Annotated in this window: 17 protein-coding genes and 1 tRNA gene; 9 read left to right on the top strand and 9 right to left on the bottom strand. The window is 36.8% G+C overall.

The annotated features are described in order from the left end of the window. The first annotated feature begins 283 nt into the window (after positions 1-283). From NST14_RS06830 to NST14_RS06820, 3 genes are all read left to right on the top strand, one after another. Positions 284-1,039, top strand: coding sequence for a class I SAM-dependent methyltransferase (locus NST14_RS06830; protein WP_000858642.1), 756 nt, complete (start codon positions 284-286; stop codon positions 1,037-1,039). Positions 1,040-1,323: 284 nt separating this feature from the next. Further along, entirely contained in the window at positions 1,324-1,548 is a 225-nt protein-coding gene (locus NST14_RS06825; protein WP_000929655.1) for a hypothetical protein, read from the top strand. Between the two features lie 189 nt (positions 1,549-1,737). Next, positions 1,738-1,810, top strand: a tRNA-Val gene (locus NST14_RS06820). 212 nt (positions 1,811-2,022) lie between these two features. Here the strand turns inward: NST14_RS06820 and NST14_RS06815 are convergent. From NST14_RS06815 to NST14_RS06790, 6 genes are all read right to left on the bottom strand, one after another. Further along, positions 2,023-2,568: a hypothetical protein gene (locus NST14_RS06815; protein ID WP_113732393.1), complete on the bottom strand. Its 546-nt coding sequence runs from the start codon at positions 2,566-2,568 to the stop codon at positions 2,023-2,025. Between the two features lie 81 nt (positions 2,569-2,649). Continuing rightward, on the bottom strand, positions 2,650-2,919 hold the full coding sequence (locus NST14_RS06810; RefSeq protein WP_001195388.1) for a hypothetical protein: 270 nt from the start codon (positions 2,917-2,919) through the stop codon (positions 2,650-2,652). Between the two features lie 18 nt (positions 2,920-2,937). Continuing rightward, positions 2,938-3,297, bottom strand: a complete 360-nt coding sequence (locus tag NST14_RS06805) for a hypothetical protein (protein ID WP_001036551.1) — start codon at positions 3,295-3,297, stop codon at positions 2,938-2,940. 134 nt (positions 3,298-3,431) lie between these two features. Continuing rightward, positions 3,432-3,614 (bottom strand): DUF3976 domain-containing protein, encoded by a 183-nt coding sequence (locus NST14_RS06800; protein ID WP_001178301.1) that lies wholly within the window; start codon positions 3,612-3,614, stop codon positions 3,432-3,434. Positions 3,615-3,642: 28 nt separating this feature from the next. Beyond that, positions 3,643-4,020: a hypothetical protein gene (locus NST14_RS06795; protein ID WP_001109907.1), complete on the bottom strand. Its 378-nt coding sequence runs from the start codon at positions 4,018-4,020 to the stop codon at positions 3,643-3,645. A gap of 2 nt (positions 4,021-4,022) precedes the next feature. Further along, positions 4,023-4,232, bottom strand: a complete 210-nt coding sequence (locus tag NST14_RS06790; RefSeq protein WP_000428510.1) for a helix-turn-helix transcriptional regulator — start codon at positions 4,230-4,232, stop codon at positions 4,023-4,025. Between the two features lie 825 nt (positions 4,233-5,057). Here NST14_RS06790 and odhA point away from each other — a divergent pair. The 6 genes from odhA to NST14_RS06760 all read left to right on the top strand — a co-directional run bounded on the left by odhA (position 5,058) and on the right by NST14_RS06760 (position 15,548). After that, complete coding sequence (gene odhA / locus NST14_RS06785) at positions 5,058-7,925, top strand: 2-oxoglutarate dehydrogenase E1 component (protein WP_000197153.1); 2,868 nt, start codon at positions 5,058-5,060, stop codon at positions 7,923-7,925. Positions 7,926-8,058: 133 nt separating this feature from the next. After that, positions 8,059-9,318 (top strand): 2-oxoglutarate dehydrogenase complex dihydrolipoyllysine-residue succinyltransferase, encoded by a 1,260-nt coding sequence (odhB, locus tag NST14_RS06780; protein ID WP_061535900.1) that lies wholly within the window; start codon positions 8,059-8,061, stop codon positions 9,316-9,318. Positions 9,319-9,442: 124 nt separating this feature from the next. Beyond that, positions 9,443-11,362: a putative thiazole-containing bacteriocin maturation protein gene (locus tag NST14_RS06775; protein ID WP_061185267.1), complete on the top strand. Its 1,920-nt coding sequence runs from the start codon at positions 9,443-9,445 to the stop codon at positions 11,360-11,362. Further along, positions 11,359-13,308: a TOMM precursor leader peptide-binding protein gene (locus NST14_RS06770; protein ID WP_095842669.1), complete on the top strand. Its 1,950-nt coding sequence runs from the start codon at positions 11,359-11,361 to the stop codon at positions 13,306-13,308. Before NST14_RS06775 ends, NST14_RS06770 begins: the two co-directional genes overlap by 4 nt. Positions 13,309-13,323: 15 nt before the next feature. Further along, positions 13,324-14,865 carry a SagB family peptide dehydrogenase gene (locus tag NST14_RS06765; RefSeq protein WP_095842668.1) on the top strand — a complete coding sequence of 514 codons (1,542 nt, stop codon included), beginning with the start codon at positions 13,324-13,326 and terminating at the stop codon, positions 14,863-14,865. Between the two features lie 92 nt (positions 14,866-14,957). After that, positions 14,958-15,548 carry a class I SAM-dependent methyltransferase gene (locus NST14_RS06760; RefSeq protein ID WP_229142922.1) on the top strand — a complete coding sequence of 197 codons (591 nt, stop codon included), beginning with the start codon at positions 14,958-14,960 and terminating at the stop codon, positions 15,546-15,548. Positions 15,549-15,580: 32 nt separating this feature from the next. On the opposite strand, the gene NST14_RS06755 is transcribed toward NST14_RS06760, so the two are convergent. The 3 genes from NST14_RS06755 to NST14_RS06745 form a co-directional block, all read right to left on the bottom strand. Beyond that, positions 15,581-15,991, bottom strand: a complete 411-nt coding sequence (locus NST14_RS06755) for a DUF3908 family protein (protein ID WP_000996789.1) — start codon at positions 15,989-15,991, stop codon at positions 15,581-15,583. A 144-nt stretch (positions 15,992-16,135) separates the two neighbouring features. Beyond that, positions 16,136-16,627, bottom strand: coding sequence for a GNAT family N-acetyltransferase (locus NST14_RS06750; RefSeq protein ID WP_095842666.1), 492 nt, complete (start codon positions 16,625-16,627; stop codon positions 16,136-16,138). Between the two features lie 101 nt (positions 16,628-16,728). Next, positions 16,729-18,063 carry an FAD-dependent oxidoreductase gene (locus NST14_RS06745; RefSeq protein WP_001110208.1) on the bottom strand — a complete coding sequence of 445 codons (1,335 nt, stop codon included), beginning with the start codon at positions 18,061-18,063 and terminating at the stop codon, positions 16,729-16,731. Positions 18,064-18,223 lie beyond the last annotated feature (160 nt).

Raw genomic sequence — 18,223 nt, 5'->3', positions numbered from 1 at the left:
AAGGATATATTGGCCAATTTAGATATTGAAAATGGAAATCGCTTATCCTACATACCTCTCGTTCCATATACAAATGGTCATATTATTCAACAATTAAACCATTTAGATGAATAAAAAATCATGGTCTTTTGGAAGATATCACGCAAAATAGTATAATTTGAATAAGAGCACTAAGGTAGCTCCATTTAGATGAACTTTTACGTTGTAGACTTAGAGATTGATGCGGAAATTACTATTTGGTTCCTATTTCTATACATAATATTGCTGGAAAGAAGGTAGTAAGGTGAAAACAACAGAAAATTTTACTGACAAGGCCGATATATATGCGAAATATCGACCTAGTTATCCCAATGAATATATTGAGTATTTGCTTTCAGCTAACGAATTAAATGAGAATCAAATTGTGGCCGATATTGGTTCAGGTACAGGGATATTTAGCTGCCAGCTGCTTGAAAGTGGTTTACATGTTATTGGCGTTGAGCCAAATGACGACATGAGAAAAATGGCAGAGCACTCGTTAAAACGATATCCTCATTTTCAATCAATAAAAGCAACTGCCGAAAATACCACTTTAAAAGAAAATAGTGTGGATTTAGTAACTGTTGCTCAAGCATTTCATTGGTTTGATAAAGAAGCTTTCAAAATCGAATGCCAACGAATTTTGAAACAAAAAGCAAACGTTGCTCTTGTTTGGAATAGTAGAGATGTAACTAGTCCACTTATTAAAGAGAACGCAGAAATTTGCCAGAAAACCTGTCCAACCTTTAAAGGCTTTAGCGGTGGAATAGATGAAACTCCAGAAATGTTTAACAGCTTTTTTAAAGATGGAAAATACGAGTTTAAAGAATATCAAAATGATTTACTTTTTGATTATGAAGGCTTTTTAGGAAGGAATTTATCAGCGTCCTATGCTCCGAAAGAAAATGACGAAGAGTATAAAAGCTTTGTTCTTCTCCTATCAGAGTTATTCGATAAATACAGTAAGAATGGAAAAATTATTCTTCCAAACTTAACGCGAAGTTATTTGGGCAATGTGTAAACAGCTGGACATATAATTAACCCTCACCAATCGGACACGATCATTGAATAAACCTTAGCTTTATTGGTATATGTTGAATACAATGCGGTACACTATATTGAAAATTAAGCAAGCATACTCCCGGTCTGGATTTAGGACGAGGGTATGCTTGTTTCGTGTGATAAAATTTAATAGCTTTATTATCTTTTTATAAAAAACTCACATTTTATCACACGAAATACACTTGAATTTATTACAATGAAATGGAATATATTAGAAAATATCTAAAACCGAGGAGGAACTTCATGGCGCACTGTACGTATTGTAAAACGAAATGGAAAGTAAAAGATGTATGGTCGATACTCGTAACATTTGAAAAAGATTGTCCGTATTGTTTCGGAAGGCAATATTTATCAAAGAAGACCGTAAATGCTATGCCAGAACTTTTAAGCTTACCTTTACACTTCTTATTCCCTTTTCTTGTTCATTTGAGTGATGAAGGTCCTTTGGATTGGTATCGAAAAAAATAATATAACCGCTCTATTTTAACCCACTTTTCATTACATTCCCTACCTATATATTCCTTAATACACTACTAAATTGACTCCAAATTCTTCCTGTTCAAAAGATTACTATAAAAATATTGTAAAATTTCAGTTAATTATATATAATTGCTTTAACATAATGAGTAAAGATGCTATTACATAAGTATTTTTGAAGATCCCGTAGCTCAGCAGGGAGAGCGCCACCTTGACAGGGTGGAGGTCGTGAGTTCGAGCCTCTCCGGGGTCATAAAAAAAGAGAAACCATATCAACTTTCTACGTGATATGGCTTCTCTTTTTTATCTAAATCAATCACTTCCCACCAAACCTCTTCTCCAAAGACTTCGCATTGGCAAACAATACTTCTTTCAAGTTATCATCTGCAACGATTTTCTAGTCACCACCTCTATCTTTGCTAAAAGCACTAGCAAAGACCATTGGCATAAAACTTCTCCCATCTATCAATCCGTATCAGTAGCACAAACTAACCACATTTTCTGCTCCCTACTATCCAACACCATCCAAGTAACATCCCACGCAACATCATAAAACCAATCTGTCCAAGGGTGATAGCTTTCAAAAACTTTAATATCTTCGTATCGATCTTGGAACATATATTGGCATACATTGACTGCTAATTGCTTTGCGATAACTGGTCGTTCCTTAAATGTTTCATATGCTCCGCCCCACAAAATTTGCGCGGCAATGCTACCATCAAGCATGACTGCCAGATGTTCTTCAAAATGAAACTTATATTTTTCTGACGTATGTATTTTTAACTCTTCTAAGTTATGCATTATATCTAAAGAGTTGAAGATTCTTCTAAAGAAGTGATCGTATCCATCTTTCAAATGTGGTATTTCTTTGAAAAAATTTTCATTATGTACTTTAAAACAGCTTATAACCGCTCCGCCATTTACGTTTTGTTCCTTGAATGTATGTATGAGTTTCTCAATAGATGAGTCATTCGTTTCAATTTCCTCAAACGTTCCCTCTTTCCATCTCATAACGCTCACTACTCTCTATTAAAAATTTGTTTCTTCATTATAAATAGCAAAATAAAACCCAGCAACTTTAAAATTGCTAGGTTATCTCTTATTTATATTCGAAAAAACAATTACAATTGCTCCAAGCACATAATGCCCCGACACCAGCCACACGCCCCGATCAAAAATCATAAGTGACAACCAAAGCGATATATTAATAGCAGCAAATAATACGTATAAAATGAAGTCTCTCTTTTGTAGTGCCCCTCTATTCATTACAATGTAGATTGCACCGATTGGTGGAAGGATAAAACAAAGGAAAAAGACAAACGTTTTTCTTAACGACCATGGATATGAAGTTACTGTCTGCATAGGAATCTCCTTTTCACTTTATAATACTTTTAACATTGGCCTCACAATTCTATATTCTTCACCATCAGGCTCCTTTATGATTAAAGGTGAGTGGGGACCTTTTTCTTCTTCTATCATTGTGAATACTTCTGTTTTTTCCTGTACTATGTTGGATTCACTATTTTTAATAGGTTTTTCACTTGTTTCAATTTTCTTTGTTACTTCTCCTAGCCTTTGCCCGACTTCTTCTGCTTTGGCAGGTTCATTCGTAACATAATATTCTTGCCCCTCCCATACTAACATAGGTGGCACTTGTTCTCGTTTGTTACATATTATATAAGTAGTACTAGCTACAAGTAATAGACATATTAATAAAAAGAAGATAGTTTTTTTATTCATATACTATTCTCCCTATCTATCATTTTATTAAATTATATAATATCCATTATATGCAGTAAATGGATATCGTGGGAATTTTCCGATTTTATACAAAAAAGAAAAACCTTACTGATGTAAGGTTCCATTTTTATATTCTATAGTGACCGATTTATTAAAACGATCATTACGATAATCGCTATAAACATAACAACTAAACAGCCGATCATTTTATAAAAACCTCTTTTCGTTAACGTCCCGCCTTGCACGTCTTTCCGAATAAATAAGAATACGGCTAAAAATAATACAAGCCCAATGCCAAAAGCATACATCATTTGCATATGTTAATCTTCCTTTCTCACTTCCATCTTAATATCTTTTCGATAAAACAACAAACGAGATAAAAACTGTACTCATTGTAAGTGCCATAAGTATATTCAATAGTTCAGTAGCAGATAGTGTAAGTATTTTTAAGTTTAAGCCGAAAGAGAAAAGAAGATAATATGCCGTTAGCGCAAAAAAGCTGAAGAACATTCCTTTATAACGAATAAGTTTCATTCGCTCATCTTTTTCTTTAAATTGTGGGTGTAAATAACTTAAGCAAAAACACATAATCATCATACCAAGTAATGGATAAGTTGCTTCTGGCGGTGCGGAATGCGTCATTATACCTGTTAATATCATAAATCCACTCATGAATAGAAAAATAATTCCCATGATAACGAAGTACTTTTGTGAATAGTTCATCTTTATTCCTCCCCTTCTTTTCCTTCATAAATAAATACATGTTCTATCGTTGTCTGAAATGTTTTCGCGATTTCAAATGCTAACGGAAGTGACGGATCGTATTTTCCCTTTTCAATTGAAATGATGGTTTGTCTGGAAACACCAAGTTTCTCAGCCAATTTTTCTTGAGATAGTCCAAATTTTTTTCGGTATTCGACCATTTTATTTTCCAAGGAAATTTCTCCCTCCTTCCTTATAACGAGTATATACGTAAAGCAAACTTTACGTCAAGTTTCCTTTACATCTGTTTTGTTTATTTTTCGTTCTATTTATATAGAAGAAACTTTTTAATTTCAGCACGTCTATTTTGAAACAAAATACGGAACACTGTAACTAACAGTTACTATATCTCCTCCTCTCTTTTTTTTAAATTTAATATCTCCATATTTGTTTTATCCTTTTAAAATATTTCATTTATCCCTTTATTCGGCGAAATGTGTTATTGGTTTTACGGTGTTTTTCGTCATATTTATAGAAACTAACTGTTTATAAAGCATTTTTTATGTTTAGCAACTTTTTTTGTAGAAATCCTTCACTTTCCTTTCAATATTTAACACTATCTAAATAAAGTTTACGATAAATTCATAATTTTTTATTTTTTATACTATATTCCGTTATATTGTTGTATAATATCAATGAAAGCGCTTATTATTTCAATATACATAATTCGAACTTATTTTTATCGAAACATTCTAACCATTATACTTATATTTACATGCAACAATTTTAGTTATTTGTATAGGTATACCAAATATATCCACCCTATTTTTCTGTAAAATTACTTTATAACATGAAAGATTAACTTGGGTGATAAGTTATTGTGAATGTTTTTTTACAAAACAGATAAGTAATAGTGTTTGGTATTATGTAAATTATTGTAATAACATAAGAGTAAAGAAAAACATTTACATTGATTATTGATTCATCAATTATTGAAAAGAGCAAAATGCACCTTTTTGTATGGAAAAAGGATTATATGCATTGGGAGGTTTAAACAAATGACGAGGAAGAATACAACGACAAACCCTTGGGCCAAGTTCCACGGTCCGAACCTTGGTTATGTTATTGAACAGTATGATCTTTACGTAACTGGAGCAGGTTCTGTTGATCCGGAATTACAAGAGCTTTTTGAAATTTTTGGAGCTCCTTCGTTTCAAGATGATGTCGTAACAGGGGACAACACAGCAACACATTTTTCTCCTCAAAACACAGGGAACATTGAAAAAATTCTTAAAGTCGTTCAGCTTGTTGAACAGATTCGTTCTTTCGGGCATACGTTGGCTCACATCAATCCGATGGAAGATGCTGCAAATGGACAATCTCTTCTTGAGAAAGCAATGAACGAACTGAGCGACGCTGATTTGAAAGCGATTCCAGCAAAAACAGTATGGCAAGATGCACCAGAAGGTATTCACACTGCACTTGATGTAATTCATAGATTAAAAGAAGTGTATACACAAACTTTAGCTTATGAATTTTCTCATATACAAGATAGTGAAGAACGCGCGTGGTTGCATCAAATGGTGGAATCAAATTCATTGCGTCAACCACTATCAAATCAAAAACGAACTGCTCTTTTAAAACGTTTAACAGCTGTTGAAGGTTTCGAGCAATTCTTGCATAAAACATTCGTTGGGCAAAAGCGTTTCTCTATCGAGGGCGTTGATATGCTTGTACCCGTTCTAGATGAAATTGTGCTAGAAGGTGCTAAAAACGGCGTAGAAGATGTCATGATTGGTATGGCTCACCGCGGTCGCCTAAGCGTACTTGCACACGTATTAGAAAAACCATATAGTCACATGTTTGCTGAGTTCAAACATGCAAAAATAGAAGGCGCAGTAGCAAACTCTGGTTGGACTGGCGACGTAAAATACCATTTAGGTAGAGAACAAGTCGTTAGTAACGAAGAAGTTAGTACTCGCGTTACATTAGCAAATAACCCAAGTCACCTTGAGTTCGTGAATCCTGTTGTAGAAGGTTTCGCACGTGCGGCTCAAGAAAATCGTAAAAAATCTGGTCTTCCAGAACAAGATACTTCAAAATCATTCGTAATTTTAGTTCACGGTGATGCTGCATTCCCTGGTCAAGGTATTGTATCTGAGACACTCAACTTAAGCAGATTGAATGCATATCAAACAGGCGGAACAATTCATGTTATCGCAAACAATGCAGTTGGTTTTACGACTGATAGCTATGATTCTCGTTCTACGAAATATTCAAGTGACCTTGCAAAAGGTTTCGATATTCCGATTGTTCACGTCAATGCTGATGATCCGGAAGCTTGTCTTGCTGCTGCTAATCTTGCGATTCAATATCGCATGTTGTTCAAAAAAGATTTCTTAATCGATTTAATTGGTTACCGCCGCTACGGTCATAACGAAATGGATGATCCAGCAGTTACACAACCACAAGTGTACAAAAAGATTAAAAATCACCCAACTGTAAGAGCAATTTATGCAGATCAATTACAAGCTGCTGGTGTTCTAAATGCAGATGAAATTGAAACAATTACACAGTTTACGCAAGAGCAATTAAAATCTGACTATGCACAAGTACCGCCAGCTGATACGAGCGATGCAACAATTCACGTTAAAGTGCCAGATGTCGTTGCAAAGGGCATTCAGTCAATTGATACTGGTGTTGAGCTTGATTCACTTCGTGCAATTAATGAAGGTCTGCTATCTTGGCCAGAAGGCTTTAACGTATATCCGAAAGTGAAGAAAATTCTTGAGCGCCGTAAAGACGCTCTTGAAGAGAACGGTAAAATTGAATGGGCACTTGCTGAATCATTAGCATTTGCTTCTATTTTACAAGAAGGTACACCAATTCGTTTAACTGGTCAAGATTCACAGCGTGGTACATTCGCGCATCGTCACATCGTATTACACGATACGGATACAAATGAAACATATTCACCATTACATCGCTTACCAAACATCAACGCTTCATTCTCTGTTCATAACAGTCCATTATCAGAAGCTGCTGTTGTTGGTTACGAGTATGGTTATAACGTATTCGCTCCAGAAACGCTTGTTATGTGGGAAGCGCAATATGGTGACTTCTCAAATACTGCGCAAGCATTATTTGATCAATATGTTTCAGCTGGAAGAGCAAAATGGGGTCAAAAATCTGGTTTAGTTCTTCTATTACCACACGGTTATGAAGGTCAAGGGCCAGAGCACTCTAGTGCGCGTCCTGAACGTTTCTTACAGTTAGCTGCTGAGAACAACTGGACAGTTGCAAACTTAACGAGCGCGGCACAATATTTCCATATCCTGCGTCGTCAAGCATCTATCTTAGGAACAGAAGCTGTTCGACCATTAGTATTGATGACGCCGAAAAGTTTATTACGTCACCCACTTACGCTTTCAACTGCTAGTCAGTTAAGCGAAGGACGTTTCCAACCTGCTTTAGAACAAGAAAACCTTGGCATGAAACCAAACAAAGTAAAACGTCTTGTTTTAAGTACAGGTAAAATGGCGATTGACTTAGCAGCAGAAATCGAGTCTGGTAAGCATGAGTACAACTTAGATGAAATTCATATCGTTCGTATTGAACAGTTGTACCCATTCCCTGCTGAGAAAGTTCAATCTATTATTAAACGCTTTAAAAACTTAGAAGAAATTATTTGGGTTCAAGAAGAGCCTCGTAATATGGGCGCATGGCATTACATGGCTCCAATTCTGTTCGAACTAGCTGGAGATAAAGTGAAAACAGGTTATATTGGACGCCCAGATCGCTCTAGCCCATCTGGCGGCGATCCATTCGCTCACAAAGCTGAGCAAGAACTAATTGTTTCACACGCTTTAGACGTGAAGTATAACTTCCGTCAAGATAAACTAGAAATTGAAGTTTTCAGCAACTAAAAAGTAACAATGAAGATTTCTAGCTTGTTCCTTGGGCAGATATTCTGCCCAAGGTCAGGCTAACAAATGGAGATTACCGAAGACAAAAGAAGAAAAAACACACCGTTAGGCAAATAAGGGGAGGACATTTAAAATGATCGAAATTAAAGTACCTGAGCTTGCAGAATCTATTACTGAAGGAACTATCTCACAATGGCTTATCAACGTAGGCGACAAAGTTGAGAAAGGTGGCAGCGTTGTTGAGCTTGAAACTGATAAAGTCAATGTAGAAATCATTGCAGAAGATTCAGGTATTGTATCGAAGTTACTAGGCGAACCTGGGGATACAGTTGAAGTTGGCGCAACTATCGCAATTTTAGACGCAAACGGAGCACCAGTTGCAGTAAGTACACCTGCACCGTTGGCTGAGCAACCAAAACAAGAAACAACTGAAGCACCAAAAGCTGCGGCACCAAGTGCTGAACAAACTGCAACTTTACAAGGTTTACCAAATACAAACCGTCCTATCGCATCACCAGCTGCTAGAAAAATGGCTCGTGAATTAGGAATCGACTTAAACGACGTACGTAGCACAGATCCACTTGGACGTGTGAGACCACACGATGTACAAGCTCATGCTGCAGCACCAAAAGAAGCACCAGCTGCTCCAAAAAGTCCAGTTCCTGCTCCAGTTGCAAAAACTGAATTCGAAAAACCAGTTGAGCGCGTGAAAATGTCCCGCCGCCGTCAAACAATTGCAAAACGTCTTGTAGAAGTTCAACAAACATCTGCAATGTTAACAACATTTAACGAAGTTGATATGACTGCAATCATGGAATTACGTAAAGAGCGTAAAGATGCTTTCGAGAAAAAACATGATGTACGTCTTGGTTTCATGTCATTCTTCACAAAAGCAGTTGTTGCAGCATTAAAACAATTCCCATTATTAAATGCTGAAATTCAAGGCGACGAGCTTATCATTAAAAAATTCTATGATATCGGTATTGCAGTAGCAGCTCCAGATGGATTAGTTGTTCCAGTTGTACGCGATGCGAACCAATTAAACTTCGCTGAAATCGAAAGCGAAATTCGTGAATTAGGTAAAAAAGCACGTGATAACAAACTTTCACTAAAAGAACTACAAGGTGGTACATTTACAATTACAAACGGTGGTGTGTTCGGTTCTCTAATGTCAACACCGATCCTAAACAGCCCACAAGTTGGTATTTTAGGAATGCACAAAATCCAAGTACGTCCAGTTGCAATCGATAACGAACGTATGGAAAACCGCCCAATGATGTACATCGCTTTATCTTACGATCACCGTATTGTTGATGGTAAAGAAGCAGTTAGCTTCCTTGTTGCTGTTAAAGATATGCTTGAAGATCCAAAATCATTATTATTAGAAGGTTGATGGATTCATAATCTATTACAGGCTGTAGAATATATCATTCTACAGCTTTTTTTATTGCATTCATACGGGACAAATCGCATGACATAAGGTAATAATGTATGCCTAAAAAGTAAGGAGGATTAAAATGAGTAACCTTCCAGCACATGCAAAACTAAAAGCAAATAAAGATACTTTCTTCCTCCCCGACTCAAACGGGGGTGTCTATTTTCGAAATAACGCCAGTTCATTTCGTATGGACGGTGACGGAATTTATAACTGGATTGAAAAATTAATGCCAATGTTTAACGGTAATTATTCTTTAGCAGAAATAACGGATGGTCTCCCTCTCCCCTATCAAAATCGTGTATTTGAAATTGGAGAGATTTTATATACAAATGGGTTTGTCCGTGATGTAAGTCAAGATGCACCTCATGAATTAAACAGTGCATTACTTGATAGATATGCTTCGCAAATTGAATTTCTAGAAGCAGATTCTCATTCAGGCGCTTTAAAATTCGAAACGTACCGCAATGCAAATGTACTTATAATCGGCTCTGGAGATATGCTTACTTCCTTAGTTTCTTCTTTATTAGAATCCGGATTACCTACCTTTCATTACCTTGTGACAGATTATGAAGAAACGAATTACGACCGTATTCACGAGCTAGTAGAACTTGCGCATGAAGTAGATGATGCTGTACTTGTTCAAGAAATAGATACAACAATTGATCGTCCCCTGCATGAAGTGTTCGAGCCTTTCGACTGGATTTTATACGTTTCGCAAAATGGAGATATCGAAGGACTAAGAGCAGCTCACACGATTTGCAAGGAAGTAGGAAAGAACTTCATACCAGCCGTTTGTTTATCAACACTTGGTATAGCTGGTCCTGTCGTAATGGCTAATCGTGAAGAATGCTGGGAATCCGCATGGCATCGGCTACATGAAACGACTTTACAAAATGAAAATTCATCAGCCGCCTTCTCTCCTATTACATCTGCAATGCTAGCAAATATAATCGTTTTTGAATTATTTAAGCACGTTGCTAATGATTCTTACCGAGAAAAAGAACCTCAATTCTTTTTATTAAATTATGAAACACTCGAAGGAGCATGGCATCCTTTTATAAAACATCCTCTCGCCACTGATGAAAGTTTTACAATTGATACGATAGAAAACCTTTCTGAACAACTTGAGCATCGGTCTAACCAACATACCTCAACTGATTTATTCCGTTTTTTCGATTCATTAACTTCTAAAGAAACTGGTATATTCCATGTATGGGATGAACAAGATTTATATCAATTACCATTATCACAATGCAATATTCAAGTAGCTACACCGCTATCAGATGGTCCAACTTCCCTCCTTCCTCTTATGACTTGCGCTGGTTTGACTCATAACGAAGCGCGCCGAGAAGCTGGTTTAACAGGAATTGAAACCTATGTAACAGAAATTATGCACCGCCTTATCCCTGAACATAACGATATCGGTATTGGCGCTGGAGAAACGATGACAGAGGGTGTATACCGGGCACTACAACAACATTTAAATCACAAATTGTATGAACGACAAGCACATATGCTAGAAGAAATTACGACGGTCGACTTAACGGACATTTATGATAAACATTGTAGATTTTATTACGATGCCCTCGCTACCATTCATGAAACACCTAAAATCGCAATGGGTGAAGAGATTCTCAGCTTTCCAGTCGTTTGGGTTGGTATACATGATCGATGGTACGGTGCATCTAATATTAATATGACGTTAGCGTTACGAAACGCACTACAACTATCGCTTCTTCATATTCAAAATGAAGAAACTCCTTACAGAGCTAATATCTTGCCGGAATCCTCTATTATTTTATATGACACGGATTCTTTTAGGTTAGAAATACAAGCAGAAGAAGAAATTCCAAGTACGCAATCTGTACAGCTTGCCCTGCAACATTTAGAAGAACATCATTTTTATCCATTCGTGTTTGATTTAGCGATTGAATCATTTTTGAAAGAAAACTTAGATGGTGTGTACGGGGTATTAATTGCAAAGGAGGACGGTCTATGACTCAAAATATATTACTTATAGGGGATGGCATTCTTGCAGACTATGTACATGATCGATTATGCAAACAATATTCCATCGTTCGCCAACATACAATTGCAGACGAACTCCCTGAAAATATCGATCTCGCTCTCGTATTACACGACGGCTCTCCTTCTACTATTCATCATGACGCTGAGCTAATTTTCCGTTCAAATCATATTCCGTGGCTACGTGGTTTTACTTCATTTGGTGAAGGTATTATCGGTCCTTATATTCATCCTCTTGCAGCAGGATGTACTCATTGTGCCGATGGACGACGCTTTATCGCTGGATTTGATCAAAAAGAGATGTGGGAGCTACAACGAAAATATGCGGTAAAAGAAGAAAACGTAACAAGGCGTGATGTACGTGCCACCCAAAATGGCATTCTGCAAATGTGCCATCTTATTTGCGCAGAAACAGAGAAAATATTAACTCATACTCATTCTTCTTTAGAAAATGAACTCATTTTACTAAACTTACAAACACTGCAATGTACGCGGCATTCTTTTCTTCCAGATCCGCTCTGTCCTGTATGTAGTAATTTGCCTGATGACACGGCAGATGCAGCAGCGATTTCATTACAACCGAGCTTAAAAACAAGTGATGCAACATATCGCTGTCGTTCCATTCATGAACTAAACACATTTTTAACGAAGGACTATTTAGATTACCGAGTCGGTATGTTGAACGGAAAAATGCAGCATTCTTTATTACCATTTGCTGACGTTATTATAAACATGCCATTAATGTTTGGAAATGAAGGGGTTGCAGGCCGAACTCTTTCATTTGCAATAAGTGAAGCAACTGCTATTTTAGAAGGTTTAGAGCGATATTGTGGTATGTCACCTCGAGGGAAAAAGACAAATGTGCATGCTAGTTTTCATGATGTAGAGGATCATGCACTAAATCCCCTTACGCTCGGTGTACATACAAATGAACACTATAATCGTGATGGTTTTCCATTTAAACCGTTTGACCCTGACTATGAACAAAACTGGGTATGGGGATATTCATTGTCACAAAACCGTCCAATTTTAGTTCCTGAATCAATCGCTTATTATAGCCTCGGTCATCGAGATGCTTACGTATATGAAACATCAAATGGATGTGCCATTGGTGGTAGTTTAGAAGAAGCAATTTTTCACGGTATTTTAGAAGTTGTAGAGCGTGACGCCTTTTTGCTCACTTGGTATGCCGAATTACCTCTTCCCCGCCTTGATCTTAGTTCAGCAAATGATACGGAATTACAATTAATGATTCAGCGGCTGTACACGATTACCGGTTATGAATTGCATGCTTTTAACGCAACGATGGAACACGGCATCCCAAGCTTATGGGTAATCGCGAAAAATACGCGTGAAAATGGAATGAACGTTGTTTGTGCTGGAGGCTCTCATTTGGACCCAGTCCGTGCTTTAAAGAGTGCCATCCATGAAATAGCAGGCATGTTACTTATAACAGACGATGAACTCGAACAAAAAAGAGAGCACTACGAAAATTGCTTACAAGACCCGTATCTCGTAAATAAAATGGAAGACCATAGTATGCTGTACGGATTGAAAGAAGCAGAAGAACGTCTTCACTTTCTTTTACGCGGGGATGCCCCGGTGCAAACGTTCCAAGAAATGAACGGATTACAATCAGTTGATCTAGATTTAACATCCGATCTTAATCAACTTTTAAACCGCCTGCAGCAATCTGGACTTGACGTAATCGTTGTAGATCAAACAGTGCCTCTTATAGAAAAAAACGGATTGCATTGTGTAAAAGTCATTATTCCAGGCATGCTACCGATGACGTTCGGTCACCATCTCACTCGGATTACAGGACTGGATAGAGTGTATACTGTACCGATGACGCTTGGATATACCGCTGAGCCTTTAACGAATGAACAATTAAATCCACATCCGCATCCGTTTCCATAGTAAAGGAGGGATTCTATGCAGCTGGATACTTTTTTACATCATCTCCATTTTTCTATAGAAGAAATTATGCCGAATCATGAAGTGGACTGGGAAGATGCACCGCTTCCTTATAAACTATATCGAAATGTACCTATCATTCCTCTCTCTTTAGAAATCCCATTCTCTTTACCTAACTCTTCTACTACACCTACTTTGAAAGAGATTGGTCATTACCTTTGGTGTTCATTTGGTTTAACCCAGTTATGTCAGCTAAATAGCGAGAAAATTTTATTTCGAAGATCTATCCCTTCCGGCGGCGCTTTATATCCAAATGAATTGTATATATATTTAAAAATTGACGATTATCCAGACGGCATTTACCATTACGACGCCGCGCATCACCGACTTATTTTACTTCGCGAAGGAAATTTCGATTCTTACCTTACAGAAGCACTTGGCAATCGTTGTAACATACAATCTTGTTTTGGTGCTGCATTCGTATCCACTATGTTTTGGAAAAACTACTTTAAATACAATAACTTTTCGTATCGGCTTCAAGGGTTAGATAGCGGTGTTCTCATCGGCCAATTACTGGAATGTGCCAAACAATTTGGTTACACAAATGGTGTATATTTTCAGTTTCTAGACCGTGCAATCAATCATTTACTCGGACTGTCAGAAGGAGAAGAAAGCGTGTATGCTGTCGTTCCTTTCAGTACAGAACCGCAATCTAATTGGTTTCACAATGATTACCGTGAACATAAAACAATTACTTCTCATGAGCTATTACAACAAATTCCGCCTTTAGCACATGAACATTTCGTTCGCTCAAAACATGTAAATGAGTATCCGATGATAACAAAAATAAATGTAGCTTCTATGATCGAATCGACAGCACAGTTCCAAACACTAGCTCATGAAGAGCACTATCAACATCATGTGCACGCTGTACAACTGCCGAAAGTAGAGCGTTTATCTTATGATTTCTTACAACTTTGCCGAAAACGGTATTCCCCTGATGCTGACTTTATTTTAACAAAATGGGATGCAGCCGAGCTCGCTACTTTACTACAAGAAGCGAGCCTCTCCTTCCCTTATTACAATGACATTGATGGTCAGTATGTAAATGAAAATGTGCGCGTCTCATTATATGGATGTTTCTATAATGTAAAAGATATAGAAAACGGCGCTTACACTTATAACAGTAAAACACATTCCATACAATCACTTCGATATGGGGACCTTCGTTATCCCCTTCAATCTAGTATGACGATGGATAACGTAAACCTTTTTCAAGTACCACTTTGCTTACATGTAGTCGGAAAGAAAGATTACTATACAAATGCATTAGGCTATAGAGGGTACCGTATTCATCAAATGGAGGCAGGTATACTCGTTCACAAACTCGTTTTTGCAGCGACCGCAATGGGGATGGGCGGGCATCCTTTACTTAGTTTTGATACAAATTCATGTGATCAGTTGTACGGAATAGATGCTGGGAATGAAACGTCACTTATTCAAATTCCTGTTGGAGCTTATCGGGCGCGGAATTGGTTAAAAGGGGATTTGCGTATTTAGAAGCACGCCGCTCATCGGCGTGCTTTTTTTAAAGGACTTACTTAATAAAAAGAGAAGTGAGTATATATTCTTACATAAAAGGAGAGTTTAACTTGAGCATTTTACAACGATTAATCCAGCAAGCAAAAAATCCTCGGGGGACAATTGGTTCTTCCATGCTTTGTATTATGAACAGTGCACATACGAGACTAACCAATTGGGCATTACAAAAAGTATATATAAAGAAAGAGGCAATTATATTAGATATCGGTTGTGGCGGCGGTAAAACGATACACACTCTTTCAAAACGAACTCCACTTGGAAAAATATACGGGATTGATTACTCCTATCAAGCTGTAAAAAATTCGATACAGACGAATATAAAAGATGTTCAAAAACAAAAAGTCATTGTTCAACAAGCAAGCGTTTCTTCTATTCCCTATCATACAAACTTCTTCGATCTCATTACCGCTTTTCAAACACACTACTTCTGGCCTGATATGGAACAAGATATAAAAGAAGTATTTCGCGTCTTGCAACCGAAAGGATCCTTTTTATTAGTGGCTGAAACTTTCAAAATTCAATATCATATAGAGAAATGCAAAACGAATGAAGAATTAGTAAACCTATTTTATAAAACAGGATTTACAAGCGTGAAATGTTATGAAGAAAGAGGATACCTTTGTGTAATAGGGACCAAGTAAAAAAACAGACCCTTTGAGGTCTGCTTTTTTTACTAGATTAATTTAAAAATACTCTTTATTTGTCTCGCAAATAACCAGTTTTTCGTACCGTAGTTATCATTTAAACTATCTAAATTGATAGATTGTCCGTTAGCAAACTTTAATTCTAACGTTGTATTTTTATCGTTTGTTTTTAAGTTACTATGTGTAATAGCATCATACTTTAATTTTTCAATTTCAACATATTCGTCTTTTTCTTGTCCGATCACGACATGGTCTTGGAAGAAGAAAAATACTTCTACTTTCTTACCGAAACAAAATACATTTTTCGTATAAATTAATGTCGCATTATCAAGTCCGACGCATACTTCTTTCATCTCTTCAATAACGTGTCCAAAGTCTTCTTCCTGTCTTGCGTTTGATTCAGCAATCCATTCTTCGATTGTTTTCATGTTAATTGCCATACTGTGCCCCCTGGTTCGTTCATTGCTTTGTTTAAAAACTAAATACTATATGACAATATAAGCGATACGTACTATGTTTTCAAGGGTGAACGGTATATTCAAAATAAAGTTAAATTTCAAAGTAATATACTAGGAGCACCAATCTCATTGTATTTTAAACGTTTGCACGAGGCATTCTTCATCGTCGATTAACTGTATTTTCTCATCAAATTCGATGTTTAGCTCCCTATATACTTTCTTCCAAAAAGAAACAGCTGGTACATTTTTCACAAGTTCGATAACGAAATATTGCCCTCGTTTCTCTTTTAGTACATTCTTAATAACTTGTTTACCGATTCCTTTCCCCTTGTATTGATTCAATATGAAAATGTCATTTATACCAAAATCGTTTTCCTTCTTCAAAAATGGACGTTCCAGTATTAATAAAAATCCTACAATCTCATTATCACTTTTAATAAAATACGGAGTGATTCCATCATTTCCCCAAAACATATGTAAATCTTCGTATTCAAAAAATCCATTTGCTTCAATTGTTATATTGGGTGTGAACTTAGAGAGGTCATGCAGATATAGTGCATATAAATTACGCAATATTTCTTTTTCTGATTCTTGAACAGTTTGAAGTGTTACAAACATTTTTAATAATCCCCTTCCCTATATGTAACTATTTCCCAACCCTCTTCATTCGACAAAAATGATGATTACCCTTTAACGAAAAAAATAGCACTTAAAAAGTGCTATTCCGCTCGTCTTGCCGCTTGCTGAATTGGATCCCAAACGCTGTTATATGGTGGTGCATAACTTAAGTCGACATCTTCTAAATCGTGAATGCTCATTTTATTGAAGAGTGCCATTGCGATCACATCAATCCGTTTATCTACACCTTCTTCTCCAATTACTTGTCCGCCTAATAATTGTTTCGTGTCAGAACGGTATAGTAATTTCAAGTAAAGTGGTTTCGCATTTGGATAATAGCCCGCCATATTTGTCGAATCTACTTTGACTGTTTTATACGGGATATGTAATCCTTTTGCTTCCTTTTCATTTAAGCCTGTTCTTGCGAGCGTCAAATTCATAAATTTAATAATGCCTGTACCCAACGTTCCTTTAAAAGCTCTTCGTTTATCCAGCATATTCAGTCCAGCAAGTCGCCCTTGTTTATTTGCAGTTGTTCCAATTGGAATATGATCATGAATTTCTTTTATAACGTGATAATGTGTCGCACAATCACCAGCTGCATATACGTCTTGCACATTCGTTTGCATATATGCATTTACCTCGATTGCCCCTTTATGATTTGTACGTATATTCGTTCCTTCAAGAAAATCAGTATTCGGCTTCACTCCGACAGATACTAGAACAAGATCCGCTTTATACGTACCTTTATCCGTTTCAACTGCTTCTACTCGTTCATTCCCTTTAAACGCTTTTACATTTTCATTCGTTAAAATTTCAATATGATGTTTATCTGCTTCTTTATGTATATATTCCGCCATATCTGCATCGTAAATTGTACCGATATGATCATTTCTCTCAATCATTCTTACTTTCTTACCAAGTTCGACGAAAGTTTCTGCCATCTCAAGTCCAATTGCACCGCCGCCAATAATGGTTACATCTTCAACTTTATTCGTTTCTAGCGTTTTTAATATGCGCTCAGCATCCGGAATTGTTTTTAAAAGATGAACACCTTGTAAATCTCGACCTTCCCATTCTGGCATAACAGGACGCACGCCAGTCGCAATTAATAAACGATCGTACGGAAATTCAAAGACATCTTTCGTCTTCGTATGCTCTGCGTACACAATTTTCTTTTCCGTATCTACTTTCGTTACTTCATGTCGTACTTTTGCATCAATCCCGTATTTATCACGAAACGTCTTTACATTACGCGCGATTAACTTTTCCGTTGAAGCGATAGCACCACTAATGACATACGGTAACCCACACTGCGCGTACGAATAAATTTCACCTTTTTCTAACGTCACAACATTTGCATTTTCATCGTTTCTAACAATTTGCATCGCTGCACTCATACCAGCTGCATCTCCGCCAATAATGACATAGTTCACTTTACCACTCCTTCTTTTTTACATACTCTTTACGTTTTCCATATTTTATAGAAATAACACCTACTTCTATTGTAAAGAAAGAGAATTTCATCTTCAAATTTAGTGCACAAACCTATGCCTAAATAGGTAACCGTCGTGCCTTATAAACAACATGTTTAAT

This window comes from Bacillus sp. FSL W8-0519 (genome assembly GCF_038005585.1).
Classification (GTDB): Bacteria; Bacillota; Bacilli; order Bacillales; family Bacillaceae_G; genus Bacillus_A; species Bacillus_A paranthracis.
Note: the sequence above shows the minus strand (reverse complement) of the source record. Positions and strands in the feature narration are given on the sequence as shown.